The organism is Pedobacter sp. UYP1 (genome assembly GCF_040547305.1).
Classification (GTDB): Bacteria; Bacteroidota; Bacteroidia; order Sphingobacteriales; family Sphingobacteriaceae; genus Pedobacter.
The window spans coordinates 689456-705239 of record NZ_JBEPPL010000001.1 but is presented as its reverse complement, the minus strand read 5'-3'; the positions used below and the strand labels follow the sequence as shown (position 1 = coordinate 705239).

The following is a 15784-nucleotide window of genomic DNA, read 5'->3' as shown; positions in this document are numbered from 1 at the left end:
TATTTAATACCACAAAGTTATGGCGCGAGATAAGCTGGATAGTGTTCGTTTCAAACCAATACTTGTTCAATTCAAACCTTAGCTGATTTCTCCTCCTCTTTTCTATAATTTGTCTTCGTCCAGGAATTTGTTTACGACTACAATATTTACTCGATATGTTTAATCAGTTTGGACGGTAATCAGTTTCATTAAAATTAAGAGAATATACACTTGGTTTTGTAACTGAAAAAATAGCTTTTTTGAGTAGTAAAGTCTTTGTAGTTGCTGTTTGCACCACCTACATTTGCGGCGATTTTTCAACAAAACACACATGAAAATTAACCACAAAAAATATCTGAAGGTTATACCTGGTATTCTCTTTTTTATTGGGGCAGTAGCTACAGATTATGCGATTGCTCAAAAGAAAGCAGAAGATCCTTTCCTGAAAATTTACCGGCAGACTCCCGTTAAAATCAACGACCTTATCCATACCAAACTGGAGGTTAGTTTCGATTATAAGAAACGCTATCTGTATGGTAAAGAATGGATCACACTCAAGCCTCATTCTTATTCAACCGATAGCTTAAGATTGGATGCAAAAGGAATGGACATTAAAACAATTGCCGTGGTTAAAAACGGAAAAAATATTCCTTTGAGATACACTTACGATCAGCTCTCGTTAGCTATAAATCTGGATAAAGTATATCAGAATACTGAGCATTATACAGTTTTCATTGAATATACAGCTAAACCGGATGAGCCAAAGCCAGGAAAGGATCTTGCTAATTCTGAATCGAAAGGACTATATTTTATAAATCCAGATAGCACAGAAAAAGACAAGCCTGTGCAAATATGGACAGATGGTGAACCTGAGAATTCTTCTGCATGGTTTCCGACAATAGATAAACCTGGTCAAAAAACGACAGACGAAATTAGTATGACAGTACCAGCAAAGTATGTTACTTTATCTAATGGCAGGCTGGCATCACAGCAAAAGAATGCAGATGGTACAAGAACAGATACCTGGAAAATGGAGTTACCCCATTCTCCTTATTTATTCATGATGGCTGTGGGTGATTTTAAAATTTATCATGATAAATGGAAGGATAAAGAGGTGAATTACTACCTGGAACCTAAGTATGCGCCTTTTGCTAAGGATATATTTGGGGATACGCCTGAAATGATGGTTTTTTTTTCTAAAACACTAGGTGTTGATTATCCATGGAATAAATATGCACAGATCGTTGTACGTGACTATATCAGCGGTGCCATGGAAAACACAACGGCAACCCTGCATGGTACTTATATTCAGGGTACTACGCGCGAGCTTGCAGACCGTTATTATGATGCAGGAAGAAGCACTATTGCTCATGAACTGTTTCATCAATGGTTTGGTGATTATGTAACTGCAGAAAGCTGGAGTAACATTACAGTTGGTGAATCATTTGCAAATTTTGGAGAAGTCCTTTGGGCAGAACATAAATATGGACAGGATGTTGCTGATGACCATAACAACGCAGATTTAGAAGTTTACCTGGATAATCCTGAATATGCAGAAAGAAATCTGGTCCGTTTTCATTACCATAAAACCGAAGACGTTTTTGATCCTGTAAGTTACCAGAAAGGCGGTCGTATTCTGAATATGCTGCGTCAATATCTGGGTGCACCAGCTTTCTTTAAAGGCTTGAATAACTATCTTAAAACAAATGCATTTAAGACAGGGGAGGCCCACCAACTCAGATTGGCAATGGAAGAAGCCAGCGGCAAGGACCTGAACTGGTTCTTTAACCAATGGTATTACGGTGCAGGGCATCCTTTACTGGATATCAGCTATAAGTGGGATGAGAAAACTCATACACAAACTATCTATCTGGCCCAGACTCAGCAAGGCAAAGCTTTTATGCTACCTATGTCTGTTGATATCTATGCGGGTGGAAAAAAGGAACGCCATACCATCTGGATGAATACGAAGTCTGATACATTGAACTATCAGCTTTCTGATAAACCACAATTGGTTAACGTTGATGCAGACAAGAATACGCTGAATCAAAAAACTGACCATAAAACCCTGGAAGAATTCTTGTTTCAATATCAAAATGCCCCATTGTATATGGACAGATATGAAGCTATCAATGCTGCTGCAACGCATCAAAAAGAAGCAGCTGCACAAAAGTTACTACTTCTTGCGCTGCAGGATAAATACTATGGCCTGCGGCTGAAAGCTATTCAAAGTATAGATCCTGAGAACAAGAGTTTAAATGAAGCTGCTCTTGCTGTCATCCTTAAATTAGCTAAAAGTGATGAAAATAACCTGGTTAAAGCGGCCGCAATCCAGACAATTGGTGCTTCTAAGATCGCACCGCAGCAATTGCAGCTTTTTAAAGATGAATTAAAGAATCAGTCATATGCTATCATGGGCGCTTCATTAAGTGCATTAGCTGATGTAGATCATGCAGAAGGTATAAAAATGGCTAAAGCATATGAGCAAGGAAGTACTGATCGTTTAGTCTCAGCAGTTATAAGTGTCTACGGTAAATATGGACAGGATACTGAATGGCCTTTTGTATACAAAAACTTTCAAGAGGCAAATTCCCGCGCTAAAATTTTTGTAATGCGTGATTTTACCAGTATGCTTGCACGATTGAAAACCCCTGAATTTACACAACAAGGTGTTACAGTTGTTAAAGACTTTGGAATAAGGCTGAAAGAATATGGATTTGGTGCTAAGGCAATTGAAGATCTGAACCGTGTTAAACAAGCACGTAAGCAGATGAATGATGATGCGTCAGTTAAATTCATTGAAGGAGCTATCAAAGAGATCAATGATGTCAAATAATGAATAACAAAAAGCCGTCTTCTCTTTTTACTGAGGAGACGGCTTTTTTATAACCTGGAGGTTATTATAAATTGTAACGTAAGGTTACCCCATAAGTTCTTGGATCACCAAGAACACCAGCATATAAGCCAGAGTTACCTGCAGCAGCCTGTAATTGTTCATAATAACTTTTATTCGCGATATTTCTTGCCCAAATAAATACGGAGAATTTATCTGACTTAAATCCTAATCTACCATTCAACAAGGAATAACCTTCAACATTTAATACCCTTGAAGGCGTTGGATTTGAAGAATATTCTGAACGGTAACTCGCATCGGCAGCAATAAAATATCTACCTGTTGTAGTGGCCAGTTTGCCTGGATTGCTGAACTCTGCTCCACCAGAAACATTCCATTTAGATATTCCTGGTAATCTGCCTCCTGAGGCATCTTTAAATGCTACCTGCGTAGCTACACCGTTAACAAGTTCCGTATGCCCGGTTTCCTCTAATGGCAGGGGTGCATTTGTAAATTTCACATATTTGCCATCAAGATAAGCAAGAGCGGCATTTAAGGTTAGGAATCTTCCTATTTGATAAGTTCCATCAACTTCCAGACCTTTTACCCTAACTTTTTCTGCGTTGGCAAGATAACCTCTGTTGACCCCTAATTGAGGTGATTGTACATTCGTTTGGTAATCTTTGATGTCTGTATTAAAAGCGCTTACATTTACGATGGCCCCTTTAACAGGTTTGGTTTTAATACCTAACTCATAATGTTGAACATATTCTGGCTTTACAACGGCCACAGACAAATCTGCTTCTCCGGTAGCGGTAGTTGGTAAGCCACCTACGTTAACACCAACTGGTTTATAAGCGGTAGAAAAAGTTCCATAAGCATTTAACTTAGTGGTAGGACGGTATGAAACGGTGATATTACCAGACAAATTATTATTGTCTACATTGGTATTGAACTGCTGATTGGCATAAACGGCTGTTTTTAATGCAAGTAAAGCAGGATCAGATGTTTGCAGACCTCCGTAAGTTGTCCTGTCATACTCTACATCTTTTTTATCATAAGTATATCTTAATCCTGGTAAAATATGCAGGTGATTCACAAGCTCCCAATCAACCTGTGCGAATACAGCAGCACTCAATGATTTGATAGTTGAATTAGTTTTGATACCGTAGCCATCTAACAAACCTGGTGTTGAATATAATGCTTGTGCACCAGTATTACTTGTTTGTACAAATCTCCACTGGTCTTTACCTACTTCTTCTGTTTGACCCAGCCCTTTTAAATTTTGACCAAGGAAATATACACCAATTACACCACTTACTTTTTCAGATAGGTTACCGGCGTATCTGACTTCCTGCGAATATTGATCATGGCGGGATGTTCCCTGAGATTTAGTCAATGCAGATAATTCAGAGAAATCCCTGTCGTTTGTAGGATTCCAGTTCCAGAATCTCCAGGCTGTAGTTGAAGTAAGCGTTCCATTGCCTATCTTATAATCGACATTTACGGATAAACCACCAATTGACTGATCATGTTTCCATGGCGTATTGGTATTGATTGTTCTGGATTTAGGATCTACTACAGGTTGTTGGTAGCCTAAGTCAGAAACAATTTTAGCGTATTGGCGATAAGGACTTCTTTCTGTGGCAGTAACTCCTGCAATTACCAGCGGGTAACCTGCGGGATGCTGAATGCTCGCATCACCACTAAACAAGACTTGTAGTTTATCTGAAGGGGTATAGTAGAGCTGACCTTTAAAACCAAGATTGTTCTGGCCGCTATACCTGCGTTCTTCTTTAGTATTGAAAATTGTACCATCTCTTTGAGTTCCTGAGATGGATAGTCTTGCTGCGAGATTTTTTCCAACTCCTCCGGTAACCGATGTTTTGGCCTGCATAAAATTATAGTTTCCAAAACTCAATTCAACTTTTCCGCTTGGTGTCTGAGTTGGCTTGGCTGTCGTGATGTTAAATGCACCTGCAGTTGTGTTTTTACCAAATAATGTTCCTTGTGGGCCACGTAGTATTTCTATTTGTTCAATGTCAAGAAAATCAGTAGAAGTCGCTGCCGGGCGCGCCTGGTAAACTCCATCTACATAAAATCCTACTCCAGGATCAATACCATCATTGGTTAAGCCAAATGTTGAACCTAGCCCTCTGATATTAAGTGTCGTATTTCTCGCATTTGAAGCATATAATTGTACCGAAGGAACGAGTTCTTTCAAACGATTAACGTTAAAAGCTCCTGCATTTTCTGCAGCTTGACCTCCGATAACAGTAATTGCAATAGGCACATCCTGTAGTACTTCTGAACGTCTTCTTGAAGTCACAACGATTTCATCCAGTAGTGCACTTTCAATCAGCACTAATTCGAAAGGTGTATCCTGAAGCTTTAAAATCTGAAAATCCTGAGACTTGTAACCGACTGAGCTGACACGCAGGTAAAATGGAAGTTCCTGCTTTGAATCGATACTGAACTTACCGTCTGCGTCTGCAGTTGCAGAAATCTTGGTACCTCTGATCAGTACTGTAGCATGCGGTACTGGAACGCCGTTACTACTTTTTATAACGCCGGTTATCGCACTTTGGGCAAAGACAAAATTTGCCGTTAGCAGGAGTGAAAGGATGAGGAGTAAATGTTTCTTCATAATGTTAATATTCAATGGTTTTGGGTGATTATTGCATAGCAAAGCCACATGGATGTTTTTAGCATCCGGCCAGGTTTCAAAATATGATGTTTGCAGGTGTTTTTAGTTATGCTCAGTGATTACTGAACAGAATCAACAGCAACAGTTCGATAGAAAGAGGGTTCCTCCTTTAGCTGTTTTTCTTTTCATTTTTATAAAATGTAAGTCTGTTTTCATTTGGTTCTAATTGTAAAGATTATTTTGATTGTACGAATATAGGATTCTTTTTTCTTTAAAAAGATTAAATCTATGGATTTTGTAGTTTTTATTTGAGAAGAGTGGATAAAACCTGCAATATTATGGTTTATAGTGTATTAAAGCATATATCGGTCAGAGATAATTAATTCAGTTTGCATATTGTTTTTGATTTTTAGGTCATTAAGAATTTTGATTTTCACATTGACCTGTCCTGTAAAAAATGCTAAAACAATCATGCAAACATGATGTTATCCTGAAAAAGAAATAAAATTATGGCTAAGATATTAATAACAGGAGCGGGTTCGGGATTTGCAAGAGAAGCGGCCTTACGTTTAGCTGAAAAAGGAAATACAGTAATTGCAACAGTTGAAATTGTAGCTCAGATTGCTGGCTTGAAAAAAGAAGCAGAAGATAGAGGTATAGATTTGCAAGTGGAGAAGTTAGATGTTACCAATTCTGATGATCATACAAAAGCATGGAAATGGGACATTGATGTCTTGCTGAATAATGCGGGAATTTCAGAAGGCGGGTCTACTGTAGACATTCCATTAGAACGGGTTCGCCGTCAATTTGAAGTCAATGTTTTTGGTCCGCTTGCTTTGACACAAGGCTTCGCTAAGAAGTTCATCAAAAATAAGAAAGGGAAGATTGTATTTCTTTCTTCTGTAGCCGGGTTATCAGCAGATCCTTTTACTGGTGCTTATGCTGCGTCTAAACATTCAATTGAGGCTTTCGCAGAAGCACTGAATAAAGAGGTCAGCGAATATGGTGTTCAGGTAGCCACTATAAATCCAGGGCCATATTTGACAGGTTTTAACGACAGGATGTTTGAAACATGGAAAGAATGGAAAGATGACGGGACTACCAAAATATTCGATTATAGTAAGCTATCTTTTCCTCATGAACAATATGATCCAGAGGCTATTGTAGATTTAATTGTCAAGGTTTTAAGTAATGAAATAGATAATTACCGTAATCTTTTACCTGAAACTTTTGAAGATCAAATCAAAGAGAAACAAAAATTAATATGGTCTAAAAAGCAAAATAGTACAACTGGTAAACGTGATGAACTTGTGCAAAAAGCGTACGAGATTGAGCCAGGTACTCCGGTTGAAGGGGAAAAATAGATTTCCTTTTTGATTATAAAACAGCTCAACATTTACATAGGTAAATGCTGAGCTGTTTTTAGTAGCTGATTTTTTGAGATTTCATTCGTTTCCCTGGAGTTCTACAGATCGTGGTTTAATAATTTTCTTACCTTTTACGATCAGATGGGTGAGTGGCAATGCAATATAATCTGTTGATTTTTTCCAGGATGATAACTTTGCAATAACAATTTAATCATTAAAGTGTTTACTTTTGATTGGCTGCCGCCCAGTCCTTAAATTGACCTATAGCTTTGCTCAATACCCCAGCAGATCCTTTAAATTTACCAGACCCATCAGGTACATTGCCTTTACCATACCATTCATAAAAACCTTTGTTCTTTACTACACGATCTATCATAGGACGAACTTCTTCATACGCCTCTTTTACGAAGCCATTTGCAATAAGCTGCTGGATCATTCTTGCACCAAACCAAGTCCAGTCACCGCCATTTTGATAGTTGTAAGGCTTGGACATCCCTCCCTTAAAAAAGTCATCAGGATAGGTAGGGTATAAGGTCAGCCCGATACTCGGCATTCCAGAATGCTTTACGTTTTCTACCATTTTCTTATTGACTGCGGCAATTTCATCTTTGGATAGTAATCCTGCTTCGATTGCAACAGCAGTACCACCATGATAGAAGATTGTATTTTCGTCGAAGCCGGCCGGGATTGGGGACTTGCCAGGATAAATATGTGGGATGAATTTCTGATTTTTGGTGTCCCAAAGGTGTTCTCTTACCTGCTTATAAACATCTTTTTTTAATTGAGTCCATTGCTCCACTTTATGCCTGTCTGGTACAACATCTACTAAATATTGCAACGCAATAATGAACATCGCATTATCATAGACATCGATAGCTTCGTTAGAGAGTTCGTTCCAATCACAACCAAAAGTATCGTGTGGCTGAACATCGCCCCAATCTGCCGTCATCGCTCCCCAAAGTAAACCGTATTTTTTATTGTAACGTTCGCGCATTAAATAATCAATCATTTTCTCTATCCTGACCAGCACAGTTAAATTGCCCACTTTTTCATTGAGCAGGCCAACATCCCCGGTCTTCTTAATATATTTTCCCACCAACTGGATCAGTGATGTTTCCTGATCAGTTTCAACAGTGTTTTTAAATCCTGCATGCCCCGGGGCTGCAGTGGAATAATATGGAGTATCATCATTCCAGGTAAAGTCCTTTTTTAGCACATAGCCATCTACCATCTCATTGTTCTTTTGCTGGAGTGCGAAGAACAGGAGGATTGCTCCACGGACATCTGCTTTGGAACTTATATCCAAAGAAGTTTCAATCAATGTATTAAAATCGCGTGCCCAGATTTGGGAGTAACCACTTCCAGCATTGAAACCTTCTCTAATGACGTCCCTGGCCATATTGTCAACGATGGTCAATGAAGAATCTGCAAGAATTCTGGCGGCTAATTCCTGATTTTGAGCCTTTCCTTTCGTAATACACGCGGTTAACAAAAATGCACAGAGGATATAAACAGTATATTTTTTCATGTCTGATTAAATGTCTAGTTCTTTCTGTAATTGGATTTTATCAGAGGATGATCCGATCATGATGGTGAATGTGCTGCGGGATTCAAATACTTTTTTCATCTCCATATTAATGACCGACAAGTCATCAGCTGTTACTACAAATTCTACGTGTTTTGATGCGCCCGCTTTGAGTTTAACGCGTTCAAAATGTTTCAATTGCCTGATAGGCTGAGCGGTTGAAGCAAACTGGTTTTTCAAGTAAAGCTGGACTACTTCATCTCCATCGTATGGGCCAGTATTCTGTAAAGTGAAGGATATCAGATAAGTTCCTTTGGTAGTTTGTTTGCTGATATTCAGCTCATGATAAGTGAAGGTCGTATAGCTTTTTCCGTAACCAAAAGCATAACGTGGAGTCGCCTCTTCTTCAACATAACGATGATCAAGCGGGCTTTTTCTGTTGTAGTGAACAGGAATTTGTCCGACACTTCTGGGTACGGAAACCGGAAGTCTGCCAGCGGGATTATAATCTCCAAATAAGATATCTGCAACTGCTGAACCGCCTTGCTGGCCAGGATACCAGGCACAAAGCAGTGCATCTGCATTTTCCGCAGCCCAGTTCATATTCAGTGGTCTTCCTTGGATGTAGATGACAATAAGGGGTTTGCCTGTCTTTTTTAGTGCCTTTAATAAATCCATTTGTTTACCTAAAAGGTCTAGTGTTGAACGGTCGAATCCTTCACCACTCTCCATATCTCCGATGGTTTTATCTGTTGCAATTGCGGCTCCTGTTTTAGCGTATTCTGTCTTGAAATCCCGGGCGCTTGATCCACCTACTACTGCAATAACCACATCAGCTTCTTGTGCGGCAGCGATGGCCTCTGGAATGGTGTTTTCTGTAGTGTCACGAATGGCACATCCTTTAACATAGCTCACTTGCGCAGCAGATAGTTTAGCACGAAGCCCCTGTAAGATGGTGATCACATTTCCCTCGGCTTGTGGAGCTGTGTAATCACCTAACATATTGTATACATTGTCAGCATTAGGGCCTGCCACAGCAACCTTGATTCCCTTTTTTAAGGGTAGAATGTTGTTTTTGTTTTCCAGTAAGATAATAGATTCCTTGGCAACCTGCCGGGAAAGCAAGATTTGTTCTTGCGTTTTAATCTCCTTTTTGGCTTTTTGAGGGTTCACAAATGGATGTTCAAATAACCCCATTTCGAACTTTAAACGGAGTACTCTGGATACTGCAGTATCAATAAAACGTTCTTCAATTGTTCCTTTTTCAACAGCTGTGATCAGGTTGGGATAAGCGTTTCCTCCCAGATCCGCATCTAAACCAGCTTTGATTGCCAATACAGCAGCTTCAGTGTAATCCCGCGCAATTCGGTGGCTTCCTTTTATACCTTCTATACTTCCTAAATCAGATACCGTAAAACCTTTAAATCCCCATTCTTTAATTAAAATATCAGTCAATAAGAAACTATTGGAACTACAAGGAATACCATCTATAGAATTATAGGCTGCCATAATTGATTTAGCTCCTGCATTTACAGCTGACTGAAAAGGAGGAAGATAATACTCCCGCAGTTCCCGCTCACCAACGCTGGCAGCTGCTCCATTATGCCCTCCTTCAGGAATTGCGTAGGCTACAAAATGTTTAAGTGTGGCTATTGTGCTATAAGGATCAGAAAGCTTTCCTCCCCCTAAGCCTTTGATAATGGAAGCAGCGAGTGTACCTGTTAGTACAGGGTCTTCACCATAGCTTTCTTCCACGCGAGACCAGCGAGGATCGCGTGATAAATCCAATACAGGGCCATAGCTGATATGGGCTCCTTGCAAACGCACTTCTTTGGATACACATGCCGACATCATTTCTAATAACGATGGGTTCCAGGTAGAAGCTTGACCAATACCGGTTGGAAATACAGTGGTACCAATTGCCATATGGCCATGAGGTGCTTCTTCTGCCAGAAATATCGGAATACCAAGACGCGTATTTTTCAGCATATATCGCTGTAGTTCATTTGCGGCCTCTGCTGCCATCTCAGGGTTAAGACCATTTTTCAGAGTTTTTTGTGTCCATGGATCTGCTCTGAATGTTGCCCAGAGCATCCCAATCTGTTTTTCGGCAACGATGTCTTTGAATTTTTGAGATACTTTAACCTTATTGCCTTGTCGTTCGTACATTTCCCATCCCAGCGGACTTAAAAGTTGACCAACTTTCTCTTTGAGCGTCATTCTTTTGATTAAGTCCTGAGTTCTTAGTGCTATAGATTGACTGGCATCCTTGTAGAGCGGTTGTTGGCAATAGGAACTAACAGGTAAAGAAAGAAAAGTACAGCAGGCCAATATGGTAAGTCTATTCGTCATGTTGATTTCTAAATATATGTACATACAAGTATAGCAAAATTTAAATATTACCTTGGGGTAATTAAATTATTTATTAGGAGATAAGGTGGGTTGTTGGGTTTAGTTGGTTGTTTGAATGTGTTTTGGATTATTGAAGATTTAAAATATATTTGATAATTATGTATGTACATTTGAATTGATCGTATTTTGTATATGTAGTTTTTTAATAAACCAAAACCTTAAACCATGATGAAAAGGATTGTTTTCCTCTTGTTAATTAGTATTCAGGCAACCTTGCTTTTTGCACAGAAAGAGGATGGGCCAGTTCAATATGTGAGGCCAAATATCGGGTCTGCGCATAGCAGGTATTTTTTCTATACTCCAGCAGCAGTTCCTTTTGGTATGGCGAAATTAGCCCCAAGCACGAATGGGAGTGAAGGCAATCCTTCAGGATGGGAAGCGGTAGGATATGACGATCGCCATGGTTCTATAGAGGGTTTTGCAAATTTCCATGAGTTTCAAATTGGTGGGATAGTATTTGCGCCAACGGTAGGGAAGCTGAAAACATTTCCTGGTAAAAAGGCTGAGAAAAATTCGGGATACAGGTCTTCTTTTGAAAAGTCTGACGAATATGCTACCGCTGGATATTATCGGGTGATTTTAAAGGATTATCAGATTAAAGCAGAGCTTACTGCAACAGAGAGGGTTGGTTTTCATCAGTATACTTTTCCGGAAACAGATAGTGCCAATGTTATCTTTGATATTGGCAACAAGATGGGAGAGAGCGGGCCGGTGCTCGATGCAAAAGTAACTTATGATCATGGTCGTGTATGGGGTTATGTGGTGACCAAACCTGTATATGTTCAAAAGTATCAGGAATCAGCAAATGTGACCATGTATTTTTATGCAGTGCTGGATAAAATACCGGCCTCTTATGGTGCATTCAGGGATAGTACACAGTTCAAAGGGCTCAAGACGATGCAGGGAAAGGGAGCGGGAATATATTTGAAATATAAAACAAAGAAGGGTGAGCAAATCGGAATAAAAACAGGTCTTTCTTATACTTCTATAGACAATGCAAAACTTAATCTGACCAGGGAAGCTTCAGGATTAACTTTCGCAAGGGCAAAGGCTAATGCTATTCGAAATTGGAATAAGGCATTGGGCAGGATTGAAGTAAAGGGTGGGTTGGAAAAAGATCGTATCAAGTTTTATACCGGACTCTTTCACGCGCTTTTAGGCAGAGGCCTGGCAAGTGATGTGAATGGCGCTTATCCTAAAAATGATGGAGCTGTCGGGCATATCCCATTATTGAACAATGGTATTCCGAAGTATCATCATTACAATACGGATGCCATTTGGGGTGCTTTCTGGAACTTGACTCAACTCTGGGCCATTGCTTATCCGGAATATTATAACGATTGGGTACAAAGTCAATTGTTGGTTTATAAGGATGCAGGCTGGCTAGGCGATGGTATTGCCACTAGTAAATACGTATCTGGTGTCGGCACGAATTTTACAGGACTGGCGATTGCAGCAGCTTATAATGCAGGAATCCGGAATTATGATGTTTCTCTTGCGTATGAAGCGGTAAGAAAAAATGAATTGGAAGCTAAAGGCCGGATTCCCGGAGCCGGGAAGTTGGACGTTGGTGTTTTTGTGAAGAAGGGTTATTCACCGTATGTAAAAGATCAGACTGGTAGCCCGGAGTTGAATACGCAAGGCTCTCCTTTTGGGGCCTCTCATACTTTAGAATACTCTTTTTCTGCCTCTGCAGCGGCAACTTTTGCTAAGTCTCTTCATCGAACAAAGGATTATGAGCAGTTGAATAAACTCTCTGAGGGTTGGAAGTTGCTATATGATCCGGTAACAAAATTCATCAGACCTAAGGATAGTGAGGGTAGATTTTTAGATCAGTTTGATCCTTTCGAGCCCTGGAAAGGTTTTCAGGAGGGCAATGCCTGGCAGTATACATTTTATGTGCCTCAGGCACCAGAGCAATTAGTGAATTTGATTGGTAAGGAAACTTTCAGTAGTCGACTGGATAGTATTTTTACTGTTTCGCAGAAAAATTCTTTTGGCGGGGGAACGCAGATTGATGCTTTCGCAGGGATCCAGGGTTTGTATAATCATGGGAATCAGCCAAATTTACATGTTTCCTGGTTGTTCCATTATGCAGGAAGGCCGGATCTGAGTCAGAAATGGGTGAGGGCAATTTGTAATGAGTTTTATGGGACTGATGGTATACATGGTTATGGATATGGTCAGGATGAGGATCAAGGGCAATTGGGTGCGTGGTATGTATTGGCTTCGATGGGACTTTTTGATGTAAAGGGTTTGACAGGTCCTGATCCTTCTTTTTTAGTAGGGACGCCGTTGTTTGAAAGTGTGAGGATTAAACTTCCTGAAGGGGTGAGGAAGAATGAGTTTCTGATTAAGGTTAGGCAACAGGATCCAGGTAATATTTATATTCAGAGTGGTAAGTTCAATGGTGTGAAGTTGAAGGGTTTGTCGATTAGGTTTGAGGATTTGGTGAAGGGTGGGGTGCTGGAATTGGAGGTTGGTAGGGAAGCGAGACGGGGTTTATTCCCTACATTTTAAATGGACAGTGGGGTAAGCAGAATTGTTGATAAAATTCAGGTCTCCTATGGTACTAGATAGCCCTGGGGTTTATTCTCCAATGTGGATTAGCTCGTTGCTCTCGCTGATCCCTTTTGGGGGAGGCCTCAATCAAAAATGCTTTTCGCTGCGCTCAATGGCAATTTTTTGTTTTTAATCTGGCTTTTGAGCTGAAGGGCTCAAGCCGGTTTAAAACAAAAAATGCCACCCTGCGGGCAGCATTTTTGTTTGGCGGAGAGTGGGGGATTCGAACCCGCGGACCCTTTGACAAGTCAACAGTTTTCAAGACTGCCGCAATCGACCACTCTGCCAACTCTCCGCGACAAAAGTACAAATAATGTGCATTTCTGCAAATGTTAATCTGCTTTATGTGTTTAAATGCCTCATTATGAATCTGAAAAAATGCTGTTTAGATCAAAATAGGCGGTATTTTCTCCGGAAAACTTGCAATGTCATCGGTTATCAATGATAAAACGGAAGCCAATTCCTCGTATACTTTCAATATGAATGGCTTTATCTTGTGCTAAATACTTTCTGAGGCGGCTGATAAACACATCCATACTCCGGCCGTTAAAGAAATCGGATTCTTTCCATAGGTGATTGAGTATATCATTTCGTTTTATAATCTGGTTCTGATGCAGACATAGGTAATGAAGTAAATCGGCCTCCTTTTCTGTAAGTATCTTTTGATCTTCGGAAGAAGTCAGTATTAAATTCCCTGGTTCGAATTTATAAATACCAATTTGAATGATTTCCTTGGCAACTGGATTAATCTTAGTTCGTTTTAAAATATTCCGGACGCGCTGAATCAACTCATCTGCGTCAAAGGGTTTTAATATATAATCATCGGCGCCAAGTTTGAGGCCATGGAGTATGTCTTCTTTTAGCTTACGGGCAGTTACAAACAGAAAGGGGAGTTGCGGATAAGTTTGTACTAGTTTTTCTGCCAAAGTAAATCCATCTTCTTTTGGCATCATTACATCAATGATCAAAATATCATAAGTTTCTCTTTTTAGTTCTTCGCGGGCTTCAATACCGTTATATACCCGGTGAGCTCGAAATTTGTTTATTTCCAGATATTGTTTCAACAGGTTTCCCAGATCAACATCATCTTCTACAATTAATACTTTGATATTCATACTGGTAAACTGATTATAAATGTACTGCCTTTGCCAGGTTTACTGCTCACAGTAAGCTCAGCGCTGAGCTGGAAGGTTGCTTGTTTAGCCAGGTATAATCCCAGGCCTAAACCTTTAACGGTATGCTTATTTTGCTCTGGAATGCGGTAAAACTTATCAAATATATGTTGTTGATATTGTATAGGGATACCAGCTCCCTGATCGGTGATTTCTATCTGATAATGAGTTTGGGTTTGGAAAGCAGTTAAATAAATTGATACCCCTTCTTCGCTGTATTTTGCAGCATTATCAACTAATATATTTAATATCTTTTCTAACGTTGCAGCATTGGTCAGTAACGTTCGCGGAATTGTCTCTATTTTAGCTATCAGCTCATGATTGGCCATAGCTAAATCTCCGGCATATTCCTGCAGAAAACTTGTGATCTCCAATTCTTTTTGCTCCACTTTTATTGCCGTTACCATCGCACTGTCCAGTACGCTATCCACTAGCTTCCTTATTTTTCCATGTTGCCTGTTTAATGATTGCAACAGATCATTCAACAGAGCAGGTTTTGCCTGTACTTCTTTTAGCAAAATGCTCTTCAGGATTATACTCACCGAACTTAAAGGAGTTTTCAGCTCATGCGTAATATTATTTGCAAAATCTGTTTTTATTTCTGCCAGTTTCTTCTGCCTGATCATTGCGCTAAAAACCAGATATAATAAAATAGTCACTGCTACAATTAAACCAATAGCGAGAAATAAGACACCAGACATCCGTTTGATAACTTCATTTTCCCGCCTGGAAATATCCATGAAATTTGATTGCCTGATTATAATACGTAAATCTTCTCCAGTGCTCAGCGTCACATCTCTATTTAAAATAATGGTATGCGCTGTATGGAAATCATCCCCGGAAAATACAACAGGCTTGGCAGGGGCAATCAGCAATGTATCGGATTTTCCATTGATCTCAAAGATGATTTCATCAAATTGTGATTTATAAACTATGCCTTCAAGGTTAGGTTTTTTATCCAGCATTTTTTTTAGATACCTATTGAATTGATGACCGCTTTCCTTCGTGTTGCTTTTTAATAATTTTATAAAACCAGGTTTGCTCATTGGGTTGGTCACATACTGGATCACAGTTTGCCGTAACTCAGCTCTGATTTGCTCTTCTACGAAAATCATAGCTTGGGTGTTGGTGACCCTGAGTATTTCTTCTTTTACCTCAGTATAAAAGTGATCTCTGGTAAGCCTGTAAGTATTCCTGACCAGATAAAACTGAATAAAGGATAAGGTGAATACAATAAGTATGCAGGCTATTAGAAGGGCCCTGGTTGTGTGATTCTTATTCATCTGA

Annotated in this window: 8 protein-coding genes and 1 tRNA gene; 3 read left to right on the top strand and 6 right to left on the bottom strand. The window is 39.6% G+C overall.

Annotated features, from left to right (window positions below; translation table 11 throughout):
• The first annotated feature begins 310 nt into the window (after positions 1-310).
• Positions 311-2815 (top strand): M1 family metallopeptidase, encoded by a 2505-nt coding sequence (locus ABIB30_RS03095; protein ID WP_354299288.1) that lies wholly within the window; start codon positions 311-313, stop codon positions 2813-2815.
• 64 nt (positions 2816-2879) lie between these two features.
• On the opposite strand, the gene ABIB30_RS03090 is transcribed toward ABIB30_RS03095, so the two are convergent.
• Positions 2880-5459, bottom strand: coding sequence for a TonB-dependent receptor (locus ABIB30_RS03090; RefSeq protein ID WP_354299287.1), 2580 nt, complete (start codon positions 5457-5459; stop codon positions 2880-2882).
• Between the two features lie 509 nt (positions 5460-5968).
• Here ABIB30_RS03090 and ABIB30_RS03085 point away from each other — a divergent pair.
• On the top strand, positions 5969-6823 hold the full coding sequence (locus ABIB30_RS03085; RefSeq protein WP_354299286.1) for an SDR family oxidoreductase: 855 nt from the start codon (positions 5969-5971) through the stop codon (positions 6821-6823).
• Positions 6824-7049: 226 nt separating this feature from the next.
• On the opposite strand, the gene ABIB30_RS03080 is transcribed toward ABIB30_RS03085, so the two are convergent.
• Positions 7050-8354, bottom strand: a complete 1305-nt coding sequence (locus tag ABIB30_RS03080; protein ID WP_354299285.1) for a glucosidase family protein — start codon at positions 8352-8354, stop codon at positions 7050-7052.
• Between the two features lie 6 nt (positions 8355-8360).
• Positions 8361-10703: a glycoside hydrolase family 3 N-terminal domain-containing protein gene (locus ABIB30_RS03075; RefSeq protein ID WP_354299284.1), complete on the bottom strand. Its 2343-nt coding sequence runs from the start codon at positions 10701-10703 to the stop codon at positions 8361-8363.
• A gap of 225 nt (positions 10704-10928) precedes the next feature.
• Here ABIB30_RS03075 and ABIB30_RS03070 point away from each other — a divergent pair, with 225 nt between their 5' ends.
• Positions 10929-13283: a GH92 family glycosyl hydrolase gene (locus tag ABIB30_RS03070; RefSeq protein WP_354299283.1), complete on the top strand. Its 2355-nt coding sequence runs from the start codon at positions 10929-10931 to the stop codon at positions 13281-13283.
• Positions 13284-13530: 247 nt separating this feature from the next.
• Here the strand turns inward: ABIB30_RS03070 and ABIB30_RS03065 are convergent.
• The 3 genes from ABIB30_RS03065 to ABIB30_RS03055 form a co-directional block, all read right to left on the bottom strand.
• Positions 13531-13620 (bottom strand) — tRNA-Ser (locus tag ABIB30_RS03065).
• Between the two features lie 133 nt (positions 13621-13753).
• The gene (locus tag ABIB30_RS03060) at positions 13754-14440 is read right to left on the bottom strand and encodes a response regulator transcription factor (protein ID WP_354299282.1); all 687 of its coding nucleotides are present in this window, start codon (positions 14438-14440) and stop codon (positions 13754-13756) included.
• The gene (locus ABIB30_RS03055; protein WP_354299281.1) at positions 14437-15780 is read right to left on the bottom strand and encodes a sensor histidine kinase; all 1344 of its coding nucleotides are present in this window, start codon (positions 15778-15780) and stop codon (positions 14437-14439) included. The genes ABIB30_RS03060 and ABIB30_RS03055 overlap by 4 nt, the downstream gene beginning before the upstream one ends.
• Positions 15781-15784 lie beyond the last annotated feature (4 nt).